The organism is Plantactinospora sp. BB1, from assembly GCF_003030385.1.
GTDB lineage: Bacteria > Actinomycetota > Actinomycetes > Mycobacteriales > Micromonosporaceae > Plantactinospora.
The window spans coordinates 5886168-5904884 of sequence record NZ_CP028159.1; the positions used below are offsets into that span (position 1 = coordinate 5886168).

At 73.4% G+C, this 18717-nt stretch carries 17 protein-coding genes; 11 read left to right on the top strand and 6 right to left on the bottom strand.

The window, feature by feature from the left end; translation table 11 throughout:
* Positions 1-55: 55 nt before the first annotated feature.
* The 5 genes from C6W10_RS25725 (at position 56) to C6W10_RS25745 (ending at position 4460) form a co-directional block, all read left to right on the top strand.
* Entirely contained in the window at positions 56-1075 is a 1020-nt protein-coding gene (locus C6W10_RS25725; RefSeq protein ID WP_234361428.1) for a GlxA family transcriptional regulator, read from the top strand.
* Between the two features lie 89 nt (positions 1076-1164).
* A complete protein-coding gene (locus tag C6W10_RS25730) occupies positions 1165-1965 on the top strand; it encodes a DJ-1/PfpI family protein (protein WP_107261214.1) in 801 nt (266 codons plus the stop codon).
* Between the two features lie 69 nt (positions 1966-2034).
* Positions 2035-2340 carry a WXG100 family type VII secretion target gene (locus tag C6W10_RS25735; RefSeq protein ID WP_159104745.1) on the top strand — a complete coding sequence of 102 codons (306 nt, stop codon included), beginning with the start codon at positions 2035-2037 and terminating at the stop codon, positions 2338-2340.
* 6 nt (positions 2341-2346) lie between these two features.
* Positions 2347-3963 (top strand): alpha/beta hydrolase, encoded by a 1617-nt coding sequence (locus C6W10_RS25740; protein ID WP_107261218.1) that lies wholly within the window; start codon positions 2347-2349, stop codon positions 3961-3963.
* Between the two features lie 86 nt (positions 3964-4049).
* On the top strand, positions 4050-4460 hold the full coding sequence (locus tag C6W10_RS25745; protein ID WP_107261220.1) for a hypothetical protein: 411 nt from the start codon (positions 4050-4052) through the stop codon (positions 4458-4460).
* A 95-nt stretch (positions 4461-4555) separates the two neighbouring features.
* On the opposite strand, the gene C6W10_RS25750 is transcribed toward C6W10_RS25745, so the two are convergent.
* Positions 4556-4774 (bottom strand): winged helix-turn-helix domain-containing protein, encoded by a 219-nt coding sequence (locus C6W10_RS25750; RefSeq protein ID WP_107261222.1) that lies wholly within the window; start codon positions 4772-4774, stop codon positions 4556-4558.
* A 287-nt stretch (positions 4775-5061) separates the two neighbouring features.
* Between C6W10_RS25750 and C6W10_RS25755 the strand changes: the two genes are divergently transcribed.
* Both C6W10_RS25755 and C6W10_RS25760 read left to right on the top strand, forming a co-directional pair.
* Positions 5062-6033 (top strand): hypothetical protein, encoded by a 972-nt coding sequence (locus C6W10_RS25755; protein ID WP_107261224.1) that lies wholly within the window; start codon positions 5062-5064, stop codon positions 6031-6033.
* Positions 6027-6605, top strand: a complete 579-nt coding sequence (locus C6W10_RS25760; protein WP_107261226.1) for a hypothetical protein — start codon at positions 6027-6029, stop codon at positions 6603-6605. Before C6W10_RS25755 ends, C6W10_RS25760 begins: the two co-directional genes overlap by 7 nt.
* Before the next feature lie 6 nt (positions 6606-6611).
* Here C6W10_RS25760 and C6W10_RS25765 read toward each other — a convergent pair whose 3' ends face one another.
* Positions 6612-8015 carry a PLP-dependent aminotransferase family protein gene (locus C6W10_RS25765; protein ID WP_107261228.1) on the bottom strand — a complete coding sequence of 468 codons (1404 nt, stop codon included), beginning with the start codon at positions 8013-8015 and terminating at the stop codon, positions 6612-6614.
* A 47-nt stretch (positions 8016-8062) separates the two neighbouring features.
* On the opposite strand from C6W10_RS25765, the gene C6W10_RS25770 reads away from it, so the two are divergent.
* The gene (locus C6W10_RS25770; RefSeq protein ID WP_199853748.1) at positions 8063-9265 is read left to right on the top strand and encodes an MFS transporter; all 1203 of its coding nucleotides are present in this window, start codon (positions 8063-8065) and stop codon (positions 9263-9265) included.
* Here C6W10_RS25770 and C6W10_RS38765 read toward each other — a convergent pair.
* From C6W10_RS38765 to C6W10_RS25790, 4 genes are all read right to left on the bottom strand, one after another.
* The gene (locus C6W10_RS38765) at positions 9253-10335 is read right to left on the bottom strand and encodes a hypothetical protein (RefSeq protein WP_107261230.1); all 1083 of its coding nucleotides are present in this window, start codon (positions 10333-10335) and stop codon (positions 9253-9255) included. The two genes, C6W10_RS25770 and C6W10_RS38765, sit on opposite strands and share 13 nt — an antisense overlap.
* 1 nt (position 10336) lies before the next feature.
* On the bottom strand, positions 10337-12889 hold the full coding sequence (locus C6W10_RS25780) for an FtsK/SpoIIIE domain-containing protein (protein WP_107261232.1): 2553 nt from the start codon (positions 12887-12889) through the stop codon (positions 10337-10339).
* Between the two features lie 121 nt (positions 12890-13010).
* On the bottom strand, positions 13011-14168 hold the full coding sequence (locus C6W10_RS25785) for a glycosyltransferase (RefSeq protein WP_107261234.1): 1158 nt from the start codon (positions 14166-14168) through the stop codon (positions 13011-13013).
* Positions 14165-15184, bottom strand: coding sequence for a glucosyl-3-phosphoglycerate synthase (locus C6W10_RS25790; RefSeq protein WP_234361948.1), 1020 nt, complete (start codon positions 15182-15184; stop codon positions 14165-14167). Before C6W10_RS25790 ends, C6W10_RS25785 begins: the two co-directional genes overlap by 4 nt.
* 255 nt (positions 15185-15439) lie before the next feature.
* Between C6W10_RS25790 and C6W10_RS25795 the strand changes: the two genes are divergently transcribed.
* From C6W10_RS25795 to C6W10_RS25805, 3 genes are all read left to right on the top strand, one after another.
* Positions 15440-16423 (top strand): Gfo/Idh/MocA family protein, encoded by a 984-nt coding sequence (locus tag C6W10_RS25795; RefSeq protein WP_107261238.1) that lies wholly within the window; start codon positions 15440-15442, stop codon positions 16421-16423.
* A 34-nt stretch (positions 16424-16457) separates the two neighbouring features.
* Entirely contained in the window at positions 16458-17546 is a 1089-nt protein-coding gene (locus tag C6W10_RS25800; protein ID WP_107264288.1) for a zinc-binding alcohol dehydrogenase, read from the top strand.
* Positions 17547-18004: 458 nt separating this feature from the next.
* Positions 18005-18664 carry a class I SAM-dependent methyltransferase family protein gene (locus C6W10_RS25805; RefSeq protein ID WP_107261240.1) on the top strand — a complete coding sequence of 220 codons (660 nt, stop codon included), beginning with the start codon at positions 18005-18007 and terminating at the stop codon, positions 18662-18664.
* Positions 18665-18717 lie beyond the last annotated feature (53 nt).

Consider the following 18717-nt stretch of genomic DNA (forward strand, 5'->3'; position numbering starts at 1 on the left):
ATCTGTGGGCTGGCGGTCGTTGTCGGGCACCAGCCTGCCCGCCAATACTCGCCGCATGAGCATTTCATCCGCCCGCGACGACGGTCATCGGGACGTGGTCGTCGCGGCCGGAGACGGTGCCGTGCTGTTGGACGTCGCCGGGCCGTTACAGGTCTTCGCGCTGGCCGGCAAGCTCGGTGCCGGCTACCGGGTCCGGCTGGCCTCCCCCGGAGGGCGGCCGGTGCAGACCCGGGAGGGTGTCCAGCTCGCCGCGCACACGGCCGTGGAGACGCTCGCCGGTCCGGTGCACATCCTGATGGTGGCGGGCTGCGACACCTCGCCGGCCGGCGGCGCGCAGGAACCGCTGGCCCGCGCGGTACGTCGTCTGCACGAGCACTGCGCGGTCGTGGCGTCGGTCTGCATCGGCGCCTTCGTACTGGCCGAGGCGGGCCTGCTCGACGGCAGGCGGGCCACCACCCACTGGGCCTTCTGCCGCGAACTCGCCGAGCGGTACCCGGCGGTCACCGTCGAGTCCGACGGCATCTTCGTACGCGACGGCCGGGTCTTCACCGCCGCGGGCGTCACCGCCGGCATCGATCTCGCGCTGGCGCTGGTCGAACAGGACCACGGTCCCGCACTCGCCCGTCGGGTCGCGCACTGGCTGGTGGTCTTCCTGCAACGGCCGGCCGGGCAGTCGCAGCTCTCGGTGCGCGGCCGGACCAGGCACTCGCGCCAGTCGGCGCTGCGGGTGGTGCTCGACGCGGTCGCCGAGCAGCCGGACGCGGACCACTCGCTGGACGCGATGGCCGCCCGTGCCTCGGTCAGCCCCCGCCACCTGTCGCGACTGTTCACCCAGGTGCTCGGCACCAGTCCCGGCCGGTACGTCCAGCAGATCCGGGTCGAGGCCGCCCAGCAACTCCTCGAAGCCGGCGACGACCCGGTCGAGGTGGTGGCCAAGCAGTGCGGCTTCCGCAGCGTCGAGACGATGCGGCGGGCCTTCCACAGTGTCCTCGGGACGTCCCCGACCGAATACCGCCAGCAGCTCCACCCGGGCCTCGGCCGACGGCCGCCCGGCTCGGCACCGCCGCTCGGCTGAGCATTCCTTCCGAACGAGCACCCTCCTTCCGAACGAGCACCCGACACCTTCCCCGAAGAAACCATCCGAGACAGGAGCGAGGTAGACCCATGCCTGAAAACCCGAACCGGCGACAGATGCTGACCCTCGGCGCCGCACTCGCGGCGACCGGCCTCACGCTGGGCGCCGGACGACCGGCCGCCGCCGGGCAGCCCCGACCGGCCGGCGGCACCGAGGAGCCCCTCGACATCGCGTTCCTGGTCTTCGACGGGATGGTGCCGCTCGACCTGATCGGCCCGCTGGGCGTGCTCGGTGCCACCATCCGCACGGGCGCGCGACCGGCCCGGCTGCACTTCGTCGGCCGCGACCTGGCGCCGATCCCCGGCGGTGACGGGCTGGCGTTCCTGCCCACCGCCACCTTCGACACGCTCCGCCGGCCGGATGTGCTGGTGGTGCCCGGACCCGGGCAGCCGAGCCGGCTGATGCAGGACCCCGGCATCCTGGACTACATCCGCGCGGTGCATCCGTTCACCCGGATCACGTTCGGGATCTGCACCGGGGTGCTGCTGATGGGCGCCGCCGGCATCCTGCGCGGTCGGGCGGCGACGACGTACTGGGCGTTCGCCGAGGAGCTGCCGCTGTGCGGTGCGCGGTTCAGGCGGCAACGCTGGGTCGTCGACGGCAGGATCGTGACCAGCGCCGGGATCTCCGCCGGCATGGATGCCGCGCTGGTGGTGGCGGCACGCCTGTGGGGTGAGCGGGCCGCCGGAATGGGGCAGGCGTTCCTGGAGTACGACCCCGAGCCGCCGTTCGACTACGGCGACGTCGACAACCTGCCGGCCGAGGACGAGGAGCTGCTCCGGCGTTCGTTCCTGCCGGAACGGGAGCGCGTCCGCGAGGTGCTCAGCTGATCGCCACCCGGCTCGACAGAGTACGTAGTGTGCCCGCCCTGCTACCCTCCGACCCGGGGAGGGGTGTCGATGGCTACGGAAGTACGAGTCGACCCGGCACTGCTTGAGGCGAAGGCCGGCGTGACGGCCAACCTGCGGGCGGGCCTGGACCGGGAGTTGACGGATGTGGAGCCGGAGACCGCGCAGGTGGTCCGGGAGTTGCGCGGCTGGCAGACCGGGACCGCGCTGGAGAATCTGCTGCACTGGTGGGAGGACGACCTGGGCAGGCTGCGACAGCGGCTGGACGCGCTGACCGAAGGCCTGCGCCTGTGCGCCCGTGACTACCGGCAGAGCGACCAGGCCAGCGCGGACAACTTCCGTGCGGTGGGGCGGTGAGCCCGGATGGTCACGTACGTCGAACTCCGGGACGCCCGGCTCGGCACGGTGACCGAGGCGGCGGAGGCGTGGCGGCTGCTGGCCCGCCGCTCTGGCGAACTGGAGCAGCGGGTTGTAAAGGAACTCACCGGACCTTTGCGGACCTCCGGCTGGTCCGGCGACGCGGCGTCCGCGCTCTTCTCCCGCCTCGACGTGCTGGACGACGAGTTCGAACTTGCGGCCCTGCTGCACCGGATGGCCGCGATCGTGCTCGGCAACGCCGCCGAGCGACTGCGTGACGTCCAGCAGCGCCTGCACGCCGCGATCGACGCCTGCGACCTGCTGGGCCTGCGGGTGAACGACGACGGTCGGGTGCAGCCGCCACCCGCCGAGGACTGGCACATCCAGCTGGACGACGGTCGGGCAGAGCGGGCGTTGCAGTACCAGAACGCCGAGATCTACACGGACCTGATCGGCAAGCTGCTCGCCGAGGCGGACGACGCGGACGCGGACATCAAACGCGCCCTCGGCAAACTGGAACCGTTTGACCGTGGCGCCATGGACACCTTCGAGTGGAAGAACGCGATCCTGGACGCTCGGGAGGTCGCCGACCTGCTCGGCGTGGCGGAGTCCGCCATCCCGGCGGCCGGCGCCGATCCGGCGAGTGTCCGGGCCTGGTGGGACGGGCTCACCGAGGACCAGCGCCTGCTGTTCCTGACAGCCCATCCCGACCGGCTCGGCGCGCTGGACGGACTGCCGGCGACCGACCGGGACGAGGCGAACCGGCTAGCATTGAGGTCACATATCGGGGAACTGGGGCACGCGCCAGAGTGGGGTGCGCAGGAGCGGCGCGAACTCGACCGGCTGCTCCCGCTGCTCGACAAGCTGGAGGCCGCCGAGTACGGGCCGGCTGGACAGGAGTTGTATCTGCTCGGGTTGGAGAACGCCAACGACGGCAAGGCGATCGTCGCGGTCGGCAACCCGGACAGCGCCGCGCACACCGCCGTACTCGTGCCCGGCACCGGGACGGAACTCGACAACATGCGAGGGCAGATCGACCGGGCGTCCGAGGTCCAACGAGCGGCACAGCAGATCGGCGGCCCCACCGCCGGCGGAATCTCGGTGATCGCGTGGCTCGGCTACGACGCCCCGGGGTTCGACACCAGCGCGATGGGTGCCGGGCACGCCGAGGCCGGCGCCCCGGCTCTGGACAGCTTCGTCAACGGATTGAACGCCGCACACGACCCCGGACCGAACCACACCACGGTGATCGGGCACAGCTACGGCAGCGTGGTGGTGGGCGAGGCGGCCAGCCACGGCGACGGCCTCGCCGTACACGACATCGTGACGGCCGGCAGTCCCGGGATGTCGGTGGGCACCGTGAGCGAACTTCAGCTCGATCCCCGGCACGTCTGGGCGGGTGGCGCGGCGGACGATCCGATGACCGGCGCGACGGGCAGCATCCCGGGGATCCACGACAACGAACCGACCGACCAGGACTTCGGCGCCAACCGCTACCAGGTCGACACGTCCGGGCACAGCGGCTACTGGACGCCGGGCAGCGAGAGCCTGAAGAACCAGGGCCGGATCGTGCTCGGCCTCTACGACCAGGTGACCCTCGATCACGGGCAGCCGCCACGATGAGGGTACGGGCGGCCGTGGTGGCGGTTTCCGCAGTTGTGGCGGTCCTCGCCGGATGTTCAGACCCCGACAACGGGAAGGATCCGACGGTGCAGAGCCAATCGAGAGCGGATGTCGAGGCGGCGACCCGCGCGCATCTCGGTGCCGCGACGGAGGCGATCGGCGAGGGCAGCCCGGATCCGGCGCCGTCCGTCGCACCGGCACCCTGTGACGGGTACCGCGACGACGCGGTCTTCCACGTCTCCGGGTTCAGCCACGTGACGCTGCCCGTCGAGCGCCATGCCCCGGTGCTGGAACGGCTCCGCGACGAGTGGACCGCGAAGGGGTACGAGCTAAAGAACTTCCGACTCCTGCCCGACGGCGCCGGCGCCGAACTGGATCTCGTCAACCCCGCCGACGGTTTCCAGTTCTCCTGGACGACCTCCGGCGACCGGGTCTGGATCGCCCTGATCGTAATGTCCCCCTGCGTCCGCTCGCCGGACGGGAAGTACCCGGGGTGACCGAGCTACCCCACTGACCGGCCGGAGCAGTGGGCTGCCACCCACCGTTCCTAGATCAGCTTCTGCAAACACGACTACTCACACTCTACGGGCGATCAGGACTCGGAAACGAACACCCCGACGCCATGTACGCCTTCAACCAGGCCCTGCGTTTGTAACACCAGGATCGCTTGACGTACGACGCCTGCGGATACGCCATACTCGGCGCGCAGTTGAGCGGTGGACGGCAGTTGAGCGCCGGAGGCAAGCTCGCCAGACTCGATCTTCCCTCGAATCTCGTCGGCGATGCGCTCCCACTTCGGTTTGGCGGGCATTGGCGGTCTCCCTGGTCAGCACCGCCATTTGATCACACCTCACTTTCCCAGACAAGTAAGGACTACTCCGGACGTTGACTTTACCAGACTAGTATGACAAAGTTCCCGCTGAGCGGTTCCCTGGTCAGCACCCTTGGGGCCGGTCGTCCCGCACAGAGCCCGGCCGGCCCTCTCTCCCGGTCGGCCGGGTGCCCCCACCTGCCCACGTAGACCCACTCACACCCGCCGGCTATCCCCACCAGACGGGAAGCAGCAATGGATCCCACTCCACATTCGAGGGCCGTCTCGTGACCGCCCTCTCCCAGCCCGCGTACGCGATCTTCGCGCGTGCCCGGATGGACGAGGCCCGGCGGGTGGTGCTCGGGCACGCCGTGTGCGCGTACACCGGAGTTTGTCTCGGGTGTGGTCGGCCCGGCCCCTGCACCACCCTGCTCGCCGCCCGGCGGACCCTGGCGCACCACACCCAACGGACGGTCAACCAGCGGCCGCACCACTACGGCGGCGACGGCGGCCATCACGACCACGGTCGTCGCCAGCTCCCGATGCTGACCGGGGACGTGAGCGCGCCGCTGCCGGCCGACGAGCTGCGCGCCGCCTGCCTCGCCGTCAAGTCCGCGCTCGACCGCGCCGACCGGCAGCTCTCCAAAGTAGATGATCCACTGCCGGTTACCGGGCTGGCCCGCTGGGGCGACGCGCTCACCGACGCCTGGACCGCGCTCAGCCTGGTCTACTCCGGCATTGCCGAGGCCCGCCGGCTGCCCGGCAGCGTCCCGGCGAGTGTCCAGGAGGTGGTGGACGGGCTGACAGCGGCCCGGACGGACGCCGAGCGGGCTACGGAGCTGGCCGGGCGGGTCCGGCGACAGCTCGCCGCCGCCGAGGACCGGTTGCGCCGGACCAGCGCCGACGCCCCGGCCCGGGTCGCCGCCGACCGATGGCGGATCGCCGCCGCCCGACTCGACCTGGTCAGCGCCCGGCTGGCGATCGGGGCCAGGGCGATCGACCGGTACGCCGCCGCGCTCGCCGGCACCGCCCAGCCGCCACCCCGGCCCGCGCCCCGGTGGGCGGGCCGCTCGACAGCTCCGATCGCCAGCGCCGCCGCCCGTTCCGCCCACCTGGCCGGCGTCGGGACCATCGCGGCCGGGGCCCGGACGGCCGGTGCGGTGCTGCTGAGTGTGCAGCCGTGGGCCGGCTGGCGTGGCTTCCTGGCCCGGGTACGCCGGCAGCGCCCCGTCGACCGCGAATGGAGCCAGTCGTGCTGAGCCGCTACGCTGCCCCACTCCGCGACCTTGCCACCGGCCGGCCGCGCGACTACCAGCACCGGATCGACCGGTTCGACGAGCCGGACTGGCGACGGTACGGCCTGCTGGTCGAGACCGCGTTCCGGCTCGCCGCGCACCGGCGGTTCCGGCCCGGCGGGGAGGATCGCGCGCCGGTGATCCGGTTCGTGGCCAGCGTCCGGGAACGCTACGACCGTACCGGCTACGACCTCGATCCGAGGCTGGCCGAGTCGCTGCTCTGGGCGACCCTGGCCGGTGAGCCGACGCCGGACCCGCTGCGTTCGAGGACGCACACCGCGCAGACGCTGCTGCTGATCGGGCTGCTCGACGACGAGGGCCTGTCCCGCACCGAACTCGACCGCTTCCTCTCCGACGCCGAGGACCAGGCGATCCGCGACGCACCAGCCGAGTCGACGGTGCACGCACCAGCCGAGCCGACGGTGGACGCACCAGCCGACTCGACAGACGACGCACCAGCCACAGCCGACAACGCAACGGAAGACCCGACAGACGACGCAGCAGCCACAGCGGACACCGCGTCGGACGACGACTAGCGGCACCTAGACCAGCGTCCCGATGACTCGGACGGCAGCCTGGATGGTGTCCTCGCTGAGGTTGCCGAAGCCGACCACGAGCTGCGGCGGCGTGCTCGACCCGTCGGCCCGGTAGCCACTCATCCCGTAGAGGCCGATCCGCTGCGCCGACGCCCGCTCGATCACCGTCCGCTCGTCCGCACCGGCCGGCAGGTGGGCCACGGCGTGGAAACCCGCCGCGAGCCCGGTGAGCGTGACCATCGGGGCGTACGCGGCGAGGGCGCGCACGAGTGCCTGACGGCGGGCGGCGTACCGGCCACGCATCCGGCGCAGGTGCCGGTCGTAGCGGCCGGAGCTGATCAGCGTGGCGACGGTGAGCTGGTCCAGCAGCGAGGAGCCACGGTCGACGAGCCGCTTGTCGTGCAGAACCGCCCCGGTGAGGGCGGATGGGCAGAGCATCCAGCCGAGACGGATCGCCGGGGCGAGGGTCTTGCTCACCGTGCCGATGGTGACGACATGGTCGGGGGCGAGGCCCTGGAGGCTACCGACGGGTTCCCGGTCGTAGCGGAACTCGGCGTCGTAGTCGTCCTCGACGATGATCGCGTCGTGCCGGATCGCCCAGGCGACCAGTGCCTGCCTGCGGGCCGGGGCCATCACCACCCCGGTCGGCCACTGGTGGGCCGGGGTGACCACCACGGCACGTACGCCGGTCGCGGCGAGGGCGTCGACGTCGATCCCCTCGGCGTCGACCGGTACCGGCACGGCGCGGAGGCCGGCGCGGGCGGTGGCGGCCAGTGTGCTGTCGTCGCCGTACCCCGGATCCTCGAACGCGATCCGCCGGTGGCCGGCCTGCCGGAGGACGCCGAGAGCCAGGTGCAGACCCTGGGCGAAGCCGCCGCAGGCGACGATGTTGTCGGGATCGGCGTGTGCCGCCCGGACCCGGCGCAGATAGCCGGCGATGGTCTCCCGGAAGGTCGGGTTGCCGCGGGAGTCGCCGTAGCCGAAGGCGGCGTTCGGGACGAGCCGGAACGCCTCGCGCTGTGCCGCCAGCCACTCGGCGCGCGGAAAGCTGGCAAGCTCGGGTACCCCGGCGGCGAAGTCGGCACGCAGCGGCCGGGCGACCGCCGCCGCGGCCGGGCCGGGGGCGAGCGCCCCGGCGGGCAGCTCGGCGACCCGGGTGGCCGATCCGGTACGGGTGCGCAGATAGCCCTCGGCGTGCAACTGGCCGTAGCAGTCCTGGACCAGGCCCCGGGAGACGCCGAGTTGCCGGGCCAGCTCACGGGAGGAGGGCAGCCGCTCGCCCGCCCGGAGCCGGCCGCGACGGATCGCGTCCCGCAGTGCGCCCTCCAACTGCGCGCGCAGTGGTTCGCGACTGGTCCGGTCCAGCGGTACGAGAAGCTCCGGGCCCAAACCGGCCCACTCAACCACCATGGAATTGGACCTTAAGGCAGGCCGGTTCCGCTCCTAGGGTCGACGGCATGAGCAGCATGACCTCCGGCACCGGGACCGTACCGCCGACCACCGGCACCGCCGCCCGGCCACCGCTGGTGACCAGGGCACTGCTACTGGCCTTCGTGGCCAGCTTCGGCGCCATGACGAGTTTCTACCTCCTGCTGACCGTCGTACCGCTCTATGCCACCTCGGTCGGCGCGGGCGACGTGGGCGCCGGCATGGTCACCGGGACGCTGATGCTCTCCACCGTGCTGGTCGAGTTGGCCATCCCCCGGCTCGCCGCCCGGTTCGGGCAGCGGAGCCTCCTGTTCGCCGGTCTGCTGCTGCTCGGCGTGCCGCCGCTGATCCTGCTGGTCGCCACCGGCATTCCGGCGATCCTGCTGGTCTGTCTCGTCCGGGGCGTCGGCTTCGCCATCACGGTTGTCGTGGGCGGCGCGCTGGCCGCACAACTCGCCCCGGCGCAGCGACGCGGCGAGGCCCTCGGCCTGTACGGCGTCGTCGTCGGGGTGCCCGGCATCATCGGGCTGCCGGTCGGGGTGTGGCTGGTCGACCGGGTCGGCTATCCCAGCGTCTTCGTCCTCGGCGCGATCGCCGCGCTGGCCGGGGTCGCCGCCGCGACCGGGTTACCCGGTCGGCCCGCCGAGCCGGAGCGGCCGCTCGGGATGGTGGCGGGGCTGCGGAACCCGGCGCTGACCCGGCCGGCGGTGGTCTTCGCCGGGGTGGCGCTGGCGTCCGGCATCGTCGTCACGTTCCTGCCGTCCGTGCTGACCGACGCCCCGGCGAGCCTGATCGCGCTCGGGCTGCTCGCGCAGGCGGTCACCGCGCCGCTGACCCGCTGGTGGGCCGGCCGGTACACCGACCGGCATCCGTTCGCCCCGCTGCTCGGCTGCGGCGTGTTCGTCGCCGCGTCGGGCGTCGCGATCCTCGCCGTGACCGGGCACCCCGTCGCGTTCGTCGGCGGGATGCTGCTCTTCGGTGCCGGCTTCGGCGTCGCGCAGAACGCCAGCCTGACCAGCATGCTGCGGCAGGTGTCACCGGCCGGATACGGGACGGTCAGCGCGGTCTGGAACCTGGCCTACGACGCCGGAATCGGCCTCGGCGCGGTCGGCTTCGGTCTCGTCGCCGCCGGTACCGGCTATCCGGCGGCGCTCGCCATCACCGTACTGGTGATGCTCTCCGCCCTCGCCGCGCTGCCGCGACCCGGACGGCGGAACCCTCACACCAGGTAGTAGCCGAGGAAGGCGACCGGGGCGGCCAGGAAGCAGATCAGGAAACCGAGCCGGGCGTACCGGGCGGGACGGCCGACGATCATCCTCGGCTTGCCCCAGATGCTGAGCGCGAGATAGCCGAGGAAGAACGCCATCGTCGGCAGTCCGGCGCAGCTCCACGAGAAGACGGCGAGGGTACCGGTGTCGAAGCCCTTGTTCTGCTGCACCTCGGCGACGGAGAGCAGCACCCAGATGACGACCATCAGGAAACCGGCACAGATCAGATAGACCGTCGTCGCCCGGGCCAGCGACGACATCGACGGGAAGAGCGGGGCCTGCTGGGCCATCGTCTCGGTCTGCACGATCAGCACGTCGGCGCCGTCCGCCGACTGCCGGGCCAGCTCCAGCTCGCGCAGCGGGTCGACCGGCCGGGCCGGTGGCATCCCCGGGCCCGCGCCGGAGACCGCGCCGGCGCCGGACGGCGACACCTCGGGGGGCAGTCGCGGACCGGGCACCGGGCCGGTCGCCGGGGTCGCCGGCAGTGCGCGCCGCGCCGGACCGGCCGGCAGTTCCGGGTACGCCGTGCCGCCCGCCGGATCCGCCCCGCTCCCCGGATCACCCGGGTAGCCCGGCGAACCCGAGGCGGTCGGGGAACCCGATGCGGTTGAAGAACCCGATGCGGTTGAAGAACCCGACGCCCCCGGGAAACCCGGAGCGGCTGACGGGTTGCCGTGACCGGTCGGCCGGTAGACGTGCCCGGCCGGCGGTGGCGGCTCGGGCAGGTTCACCTGGTCCGGTCCGGCGTACTGGGCCGGCACGGTGGGATGCCCGGGTGACCCGGGTGGCGGATACCAGCCGGCTTGCGGGGGCGGCGGGCCGGGCATCGGCGGGGCCGTCGGGATCGACTTGCCGATCATCTGGCCGAGCGCCGTCAACCGCTGCTGCTGCACCGCGAGCCGCTGGTCGAGGCGGTCGGCGGCGGCACCGGTCGTCCCGCGCGCCTCGGCGAGCTGCGCGGCGGTCCGCTCGCCGCTGCGACGCAGCTCGTGCAGGTGCCGGGCCAGGGCCGCGTACTCGGCGAAGCTCGCCACCTCAGCTCCCCTCCTCGTCGTCGTGCTCGTGGCCGGCCCGGACGAACGGCACGATCAGGCGTACCCGCTGGTCGTGCCGGTCGACCAGCAGCGCCCGGTTCGCCCTCGGGGTGTAGGCCAGGTCGTGCTGCCCGAGATACATGCCCAGCTCCGCACCGGGCACGTTCAGCGCGACCAGGCAGGCGACGTCGTCCCGGTTGCTCGACCCGCCGATGTCGTCGGAGAGCCGGCGCAGCCCACGCCACCAGCCGAGCAGGTGCACCCCGTACGCCGGGCCCTGCCGGAGCATCGCCTGGAGGTCGTCCAGCCCGGACCGGTAGTTCTCGTCCCGGACGCCGAGGATGCCGCTGGCACCGTCCATGCCGTACCCGACCAGGAAGGTCCGGGCGGCCGGCGGCCCGTCGGCCGGCTGGGCGGCGAGCTTGCGCAGCTCCTCGCGGAGTCCGGCGGCGTCGAGCCGGTCGACGGGGTGCCCGGCGCCGGTCAGCTCGGCGATCGTCGCCTCGGCGATCTCGTCGGCGACCGCGACCAGCGGCGCGACCAGGAACCGGGCGCTGCCCGGGGTGTGCTGCCGGGCCAGGCTGACCGTGGCGGCGTGCAGCACGCTGGCCCCGACCGGCGAGGTGCCGACCACCGCCAGGTGCCGGCCCGGCGTGGCGTCCAGCGGGAAGAGCGCCGAGGTGAGGTCCACGTCGACGGTACGACCGACCAGCGCCAACGGCCGCCGTCCACCTGGGACCAGTCCCCGGTACGTCGGATCGTCCTCGACGTGCGCCGACTCGTACCCCCGGAAGACCGCCGGTGGCCGCGAGCCCGGCTTGCGGGCCTGCCACAGCTCGTGCCGCAGCTGGGCCACCTCGGCGGCGCTGGCGTGCGCGTCGGGGAACTGCACCACGGTGTTGGCGGCGGTCAGCCCGGCGGCCGGGTTGACGATCGCCGAGCCGATCGGCAGCGCCCCGGCGGCGTCGTTGAGCGCGTCCAGCACTCCCCCGCCGCCGGGCAGGGCCACCCGGAGCGGGAACTGCCCGAAGATCGAGTCCGTCTTTCCGTAGAGCGCCTCGATTCCGGTCATGCTCTGGCTGGCCAGCACCAGGTGGATGCCGTAGGAGCGACCCTTGCGGGCCAGCTCCTCCAGCAGCGAGACCGCCTCTCTCGCCACCGCGTCGTTGCCGGCGAAGAGCACGTGGAACTCGTCGATCACCGCCACGATCCTCGGCACCGGCCTGCCGGCGTCCCGGACCAGGTCGGCCAGTTTGGTCACGCCGTGCCGCTTCAGCGCCGAGGCCCGCCGGTTCAACTCGCGGCGCAGCTCGCGGAGCACGGCGACGCCGTACTCCCGGTCGGACTCGATGCCGACCGCCCGGGCGTGCGGGATCCACGACGGGTCCCGGCCGGTCGGCACGAACTCGGTGAAGCTGACGCCCTCCTTGAAGTCGAGCAGATAGAGCGACAGCTCGTCCGGGGAGTAGCGGGCGGCGAGTCCATAGAGGACGTCGAGCAGGAAGACGGTCTTGCCGGCGCCGGTCCGGCCGCCGACCAGCCAGTGCGGGGTCTGGTCGTCGAAGGCGCAGATCACCGGCTCCCGGCCGGCGCGGCCGACCACCGCGCGCAGCCCGTTGCCGGACGACTCGGCCCAGGGGCGGGCCGGCAGCAGGTCGGTGAACTCGAAACTCGACTCGCGCCGGTAGACCTCGCCGAGCCGGTCGGCCAGCGCCGCGACCGCACCGGCCGGCGGTTCGCCGTCCAGGCGTACCGGGGCGGCGAGTCCGGTGCCGTCCGAACTGAACGGATGGCCGGGCGGGTCGCCGATCCAGGCGTACCCCTGCGGGTCGAGCCGGACGTGCGTGGTGCCGCCCAGCGGCGGCGGGGCGACCCCGATCGTCCGGGACGGATAGCCGGCGGCGATCACGCAGATCCCGGCGGTCGGTCCGGCGTGGGTGAGCGCGGCGAGCCGACCGAGCTCCCGCCCCTCCGGCAGCGAGGCGGCGACCAGGAGCAGCAGTTCCGGGGTACCGGTGGTGGCCTGCTGGGCGGCCCGGGCGTGCCGTTCGGCCGCGTCGAGCACGGCGGTGATCTCCGCCTCGGTGGTGGCCGGCGGCGGCACCGCCCCGGCCTCGACCAGCACCCGCAGCGGCAGGAAGGTGGCGCCGAGCGCGGCGCTGTCCAGGGCGGACACCCGCACCGAGCCGGCCGGCGCGGCGGCGAGCAGCCGCACCACCAGGGTACGCAGCAGCGCGGCGACTCGGCCGTCCCGGGCGTCGGTGTCGATCGCCAGGTGGGTGCCGCCGCTCAGCGGTACGACCGCCGGAAAGCTTCCGTCCACGGTGCTCGCCACGCCGAGCCGCACCGGCAGCGGGCCGGCGAAGAACCGGGCCGGCTCAGGTTCGCCGCTGACCGCCTCGCCGACCCGGCGCAGCCGGGCCACGATGTCGGCGGTCTCGCCGGAGTCGGGCGGCGGCTGGAGCCGGGCCAACCCGTGCCGGGCCGCGTCCAGATGCGCCCGGGCCTGCCGGTGGGCGGCCACCGCCCGCCCGAATGTGGCTGCGAGTCCCACCCTGCCCCCAACCGCCGGTACGCGTAGTCACCGGAACACTAACCGAAGCCGGCACGGGAACGAACCATGCTGGCCCCGAGCCGCGTCCCGGCCCCCGGGGACCTGCGGATCCGAACCCGGCTCAGGTCAGCGCGGGGGTGGCGGTCAGGGCTCGGACGCGCTCGTAGAGGGCCAGATAGGACCGGGCCATCACCTCGGGGGTGAACCGCCGGGCGGCCTCGGCCCGGCAGCGGCGCGGGTCGATCCGCTCCGCGCCGAGGACGAGCGCCGCCAACTCGTCCTCGTCCCCGGTCAGCAGGCCCGTCTCACCGTGCTGGATCAGTTCCGGCAGGCAGCCCTGGGCCAGCCCGACGACCGGTGTGCCGAGGGCGAGGGACTCGACCACGGCCGTACCACCGGGTTCGGCCCAACGCAGCGGAAACAGCGTCGCCCGGGCGGTGGCGACCAGGTCGTCGCGCTGCCGCCCGGCCACCGTGCCGACCCAGCGCACCCGTACCCCGTCGACGTGCGGCGCGACGTGTTCCCGCCAGAACTGGACGTCGGGGTTGGCCGCCGCCACCGGATCGTCCGCGGCGGCGGCAAGGTCGGCGGGCTGCCGGTACGGCCCGACCGGGCCGGCGAGGACCAGGTCGAACCCGGCCCGGTGGGCCAACCGGGCGGCGAGGTCCTGGCCCTTGCCCGGGTTGATCCGGCCGAGCACCAGGACGTGCCCGGCCTTGTCGACGGGGCGACGCCGGTCCGCGCCGGTGGCCAGCGGGGTGGCCAGGTGGACGTACCCGACCGAGTGGTCGCGCAGCGCCTGTGGAGCGCGGGCGAGTTGCGAGGCGGAGACGCCGTTGACGCGCACCCGGTCGGCGCCGTCGAAGTTGCCGTACAGCTCGGGGTGCTTGGCCAGGTCCCAGTGCAGCGTGTGCAGCACCGGCGGGGCGTCCGGGCCGAGCGCGGCCAGGGTGGCCAGGCCGGCCGCCTCGACGTGGTCGTGCACCAGGTCGATGTCGTCGCGGTCCCGCAGCGTACGCACCACCGCGTGCAGGTGGCTCTGCACCACCCCGCACGCCTGGTTGTACGGCCGTTGCAGGCTGCCGAACTGGCCGTCGGCGAAGACCGCGAGCCGTTCGTCGACGGGTAGTTCACTGCTGCCGACCGTGGCCAGCACCACCCGTACGCCGAGCCGGCGCAGTTCGGGTACGAGGGTGGCGATCACGTTTTCGATTCCGCCGTACCCGTTCGGCGGCACCGGCAGCCACGGGCCGGCGTTGACCAGTACGGTGAGGCTCATGCGCCGGTCACCGCCGATCCGGCGACCGCCAGCCGGCGGGCCCGGCCGCGGGCGGCCCGCATCCGCCGGGCGACGCTGGCCAGCGGTGGGCGTTCGGCCACCGACACGTCGGTGACCACCACCTCCCGGTCCAGGTTGGGCAGTGCCTGCTCACCGCCACGGCGGAACTGGGTGAGCGCGGCCGTCGGTGGCACCGGCTCGGTGACCAGTCCGCGCCGGTGCAGCCGGGTCCAGACGGTGTAGAGGATCTGCGCCGACATCCGGCCCAACCCCTCGGTGTCCTGGTGCCGGTGGAACCGCTCGCCGAGGTCGACCTGGGCCAGGGCGTCCAGCCCGACCAGTTCCAGCAGGTCGATCAGCATGGCGATCTCGACGCCGTACCCGGAGACGAACGGGATCTGTTCCAGCACCTCCCGGCGGCCGGCGTACTCCCCCGCGAGCGGCTGGACGAAGCCCGCCAGTTCCGGCCAGAACATGCTGATCAGGGGCCGGGCCATCAACTCGGTGACCCGGCCGCCGCCGTCCGGCTCCACGGTGCCGCCGCCGACCAGCGGGCGGTGGTAGAAGCCCTTGACGAACGCGACGGTCGGGTCGGCGAGCAGCGGCCCGACCAGCCCGGTGACGAACCGGGGCGAGAAGCGGCGCAGGTCGGCGTCGACGAAGGCGACGATGTCGCCGGTGGCGGCGGCCAGTCCGGACCAGAGAGCGTCACCCTTGCCGTCGAGCCGGGGCAACCCCCGGGTCATCTCGTCCTGGCTCACCACCCGGGCCCCGGCGGCGGCGGCCACCGCCGCGGTCGCGTCGGTGGAGCGGGAGTCGACCACGATCAGTTCGTCGATGACCGGGCTCTTCTCGACGAGGTGCCGGCGCAGCGTACCGACGATGGTGCCGACGGTCGTCTCCTCGTTACGGGCCGGTAACACCACGCTGACCCGCTGTTCCCCCTTGCTCCTGAGCAGTCGCCGGCTCGTCCACTTCGACGAGTTCCCGGTACGGTACGTGGTCCACGCCTCCACCACGGGTGGAACGGTCGCTTCTGTATGCCGCCGCACGGGCAGACCCCCCAATAGTCAGGATCCGCAGCACCGGGCCGAACAGTTTCCCGGGGCCGCTCGGGCAAACCCGAGATCGGCTAACAGCTTGATCTCCAAATCACGACGTCCCCGAGGCGACCGGGTGAACGCTTCGTTTCGCCGCCGCCGGGAGGTTTCCCGACGGCCGGGGCCGGAGAAGGCGAAGATCCGGTCTGGTCGGGGATCAGGAGGTCGAGGATGCGGGTCTGCCGGGTGGGGCTGATCGGTGCCGGCGGCGTGGCGCAGCGGCACGCGCGGGTACTTGCGGACTTCGACGACGTACGCATCGTCGGGGTCACCGACGTGGTGCCGGAGGCGGCCACGCGGCTGGCCGAGTCGACCCGGGCGCGGTTCTTCCCGGACGTCGACGCGCTGCTCGCGGCGGACCTGGACGCGGTCTACGTCTGCGTGCCGCCCTTCGCGCACGGTGCGGCCGAGGAGGCGGTGCTGGCCGCCGGTCCGGCCCTCTTCGTGGAGAAGCCGCTCGCCCTGGACCGGGAAACCGCGCTGCGGATCAACCGCCTCGTCGACGAGCGGGGCGCCGTGACGGCGGTCGGCCACCACTGGCGCTACCTGACCGTGGTCGACGAGGCTCGGCGGATTCTCGCCGACCGGCCGGTCCGGCTGGTCGCCGGGACCTGGCTGGACAGGGTACCGCCGGTCGCCTGGTGGCCCCGGCGAGACCGGTCCGGCGGGCCGGTGGTGGAGCAGGCCGCACACGTGCTCGACCTGGCCCGGCATCTCGTCGGCGAGGTGACGGAGGTCTGGGCCGCCGGCAACGGCACACCCCCGGAGGTGGCCGGCGCGGACGTCGACGGCGCGACCGCCGCCGCGCTGCGGTTCGCGACCGGCGCGGTGGGCACGCTCGGCACCACCTGCGCGCTGGGCTGGAAGCACCGGGCCGGCCTGGAGGTGTACGCCGACGGCCTGGCGCTGTCGGTCGGCGAGGACGGCCTGCTGGTGCGGGACGGCGACGGCGAGCGCCGGATCGCGGGCGACCCGGAGCAGGGCCGGAGGGACGTCGACCGGGCCTTCGTCGACGCGGTCCGGGGAATCGGCGCGGACGTCCGGGTGCCCTATTCGGAAGCGCTCCGGACCCACCTGCTGGCGCTGGCGGTCGCCGAGTCGGCCGCGACCGGAGCGCTGGTCCGGGTACCGCCGCTGGAGCCGGCGAATGTCTGAGCGGGACCGGAACCTGGTGGTCGACCGGAACCTGGTGGTCGACCGGAACCTGGTGGTCAGCGGTCCGCACGAGGTGGCGCTCCGCCACGAGGTGCCGGAGCCGCTGACCGACGGCACCTTCCGGGTCGAGACCCTGTTCAGCGGCGTCTCCGCCGGCACCGAACTGAGTTACGTCAAGGGCACCAACCCCTACCTGTCGGCCACCTGGGACGGCACACTCGGGCTCTTCGTCGAAGGGGCGCCGGAGACGCCGTACCCGGTGACCCGGCTCGGTTACATGGAGGTCGGCCGGGTGACCCGCAGTCGTACCCCGGCGGTCGCCGAGGGCGCGGTGGTGGCGATGACGTATGGGCACCGGACGGGGTACCGGGGCGACCCGCTCCTCGACCGGGTGGTGCCGTTGCCGGCCGACCTGGATCCGCTGCTCGGGATCTACGTGGCGCACATGGGGCCGATCTGCGCCAACGGGCTGCTGCACGCCGCCGCCGACCTGTACGGCAGCGGGGTGCGGGACCTCGGCGACGGGGTGCGGGGGCGCCGGGTGGCGGTGACCGGGGCGGGGGTGGTGGCGCTGTTGACCGCGCTCTTCGCCCGGCGGGCCGGTGCCGCCTCGGTGGTCGTACTCGATCCGACGCCGCAGCGGAGGGCGGTCGCCGAGGCACTCGGCCTGGAGACCCTCGACCCGACCGCCGACGATCCGGCCGTGGTGTTGAAGACGCGGTGGCGGCACGCGGCCGACGACCGGGGCGCCGACGTCGTCTTCCAGTGTCGGGGCCAGGCGTCGGCCCTGCACCTGGCGCTGCGGCTGCTCCGCCCGCAGGGCACCGTCGTCGACCTCGCCTTCTATCAGGGCGGTGCCGACCTGGTGCGGCTCGGCGAGGAGTTCCACCACAACGGACTCTCGCTGCGTTGCGCACAGATCGGCCGGGTACCGCGCGGGCTGGCCCCCACCTGGGACCGCGACCGCCTGTCGGCGGAGACGATCGCCCTGCTCCGGGAGTACGGCGACCTGATCCGCGCGCACTTGGTCTCGGCGGTGCTGCCGTTCGACGAGGCGCCCGCGCTGCTGATGGAACTGGCCGCCGGTCGCCGGCACGAGGTGCAGGCGGTCCTCGCCGCCTGAGCGGGACAGCCCCGAGGCGGCGGCCGGTGCGCGCGTAGTCAGGTCGGGCACGGGTCTGGCCGGTGTCGGCCGGCAGGCTCTGCTGGGCGGCCTGTCGAGCTGGGTGCACGAACGGGGCACCGGCGCTGGCCCGCGCGAGCTGGCCGATCGGGCCCGGTGGGCGCCCCGGCGGGGCAGCTCGACAGTCTCCGGGTAAGACACCCGGGGCCGGAGACCGGCTGCCCGACCGCGCGCTCGCCCGACCGCCCGATCACGTGAGATCCCTCGATCGCCGGAACCGGCGTCCGGCCGGCCACCACAGCAGCGCCCTCGCCGTCGTCGACCACCACCTCGACCTGGTCTTCTCCCCAACCAGCCATCCCGTCGGAGCCCTCGGAAGGGAAACGTCGCCCTGACGGAGGCTCCGACGCCAGGATCCGAACCGTTCGCCAGGCCGAAGCCGAGATTAGCCTGCGGGTATGGCGGAACGGACGACGCGACGAGACTGGCACGACTGGCACCGCGACTACGCGGACCCCGACTCGGCCCTTAGCCGCCGACTGGATACCGTCCAGGCGCGGATCCGGGAGTTCCTCGACACTGCTGCCCCCGGCCCCGTCCGAGCGATCAGCGTCTGCGCCGGCCAGGGCCGGGACCTGCTGGACGTACTCGCCGGGCACCCCCGCCGGGCGGAGGTCACCGCGCGGCTGGTCGAACTGGACCCCCGCAACGCCCGGGTGGCGGCCGAGGCGGCCCGCGCCGCCGGCCTGCACCGTGTCGAGGTGGTGGTCGGGGACGCCGCAGCCGTCGACCGGTACGCCGACCTGGCACCGGCCGACCTCGTCCTGGTCTGCGGCGTCTTCGGCAACGTCACCGACGACGACGTACGCCGCACCGTCGGCTACTGCACCCAACTCTGCGCGACCGGCGGCACCGTGGTCTGGACCCGGCACCGTGGCGAACCCGACCTGGTGCCCCGGATCTGCGAGTGGTTCGCGGCGGAGGATTTCGAACTGGGCTGGCTCTCCGCCCCGGAGGCCGGCTTCGGAGTGGGTGCGCACCGGTTCACGGGCCGGCCCCGGCCGCTCGACCGGGGCGGCCGGATGTTCACCTTCGTCGACACCCGTCCACCGGGCTGACTCCCGGACCCCCACGGTGCCCGGGCGGGACAGTGCCCGCCCGGGCAGGGGTC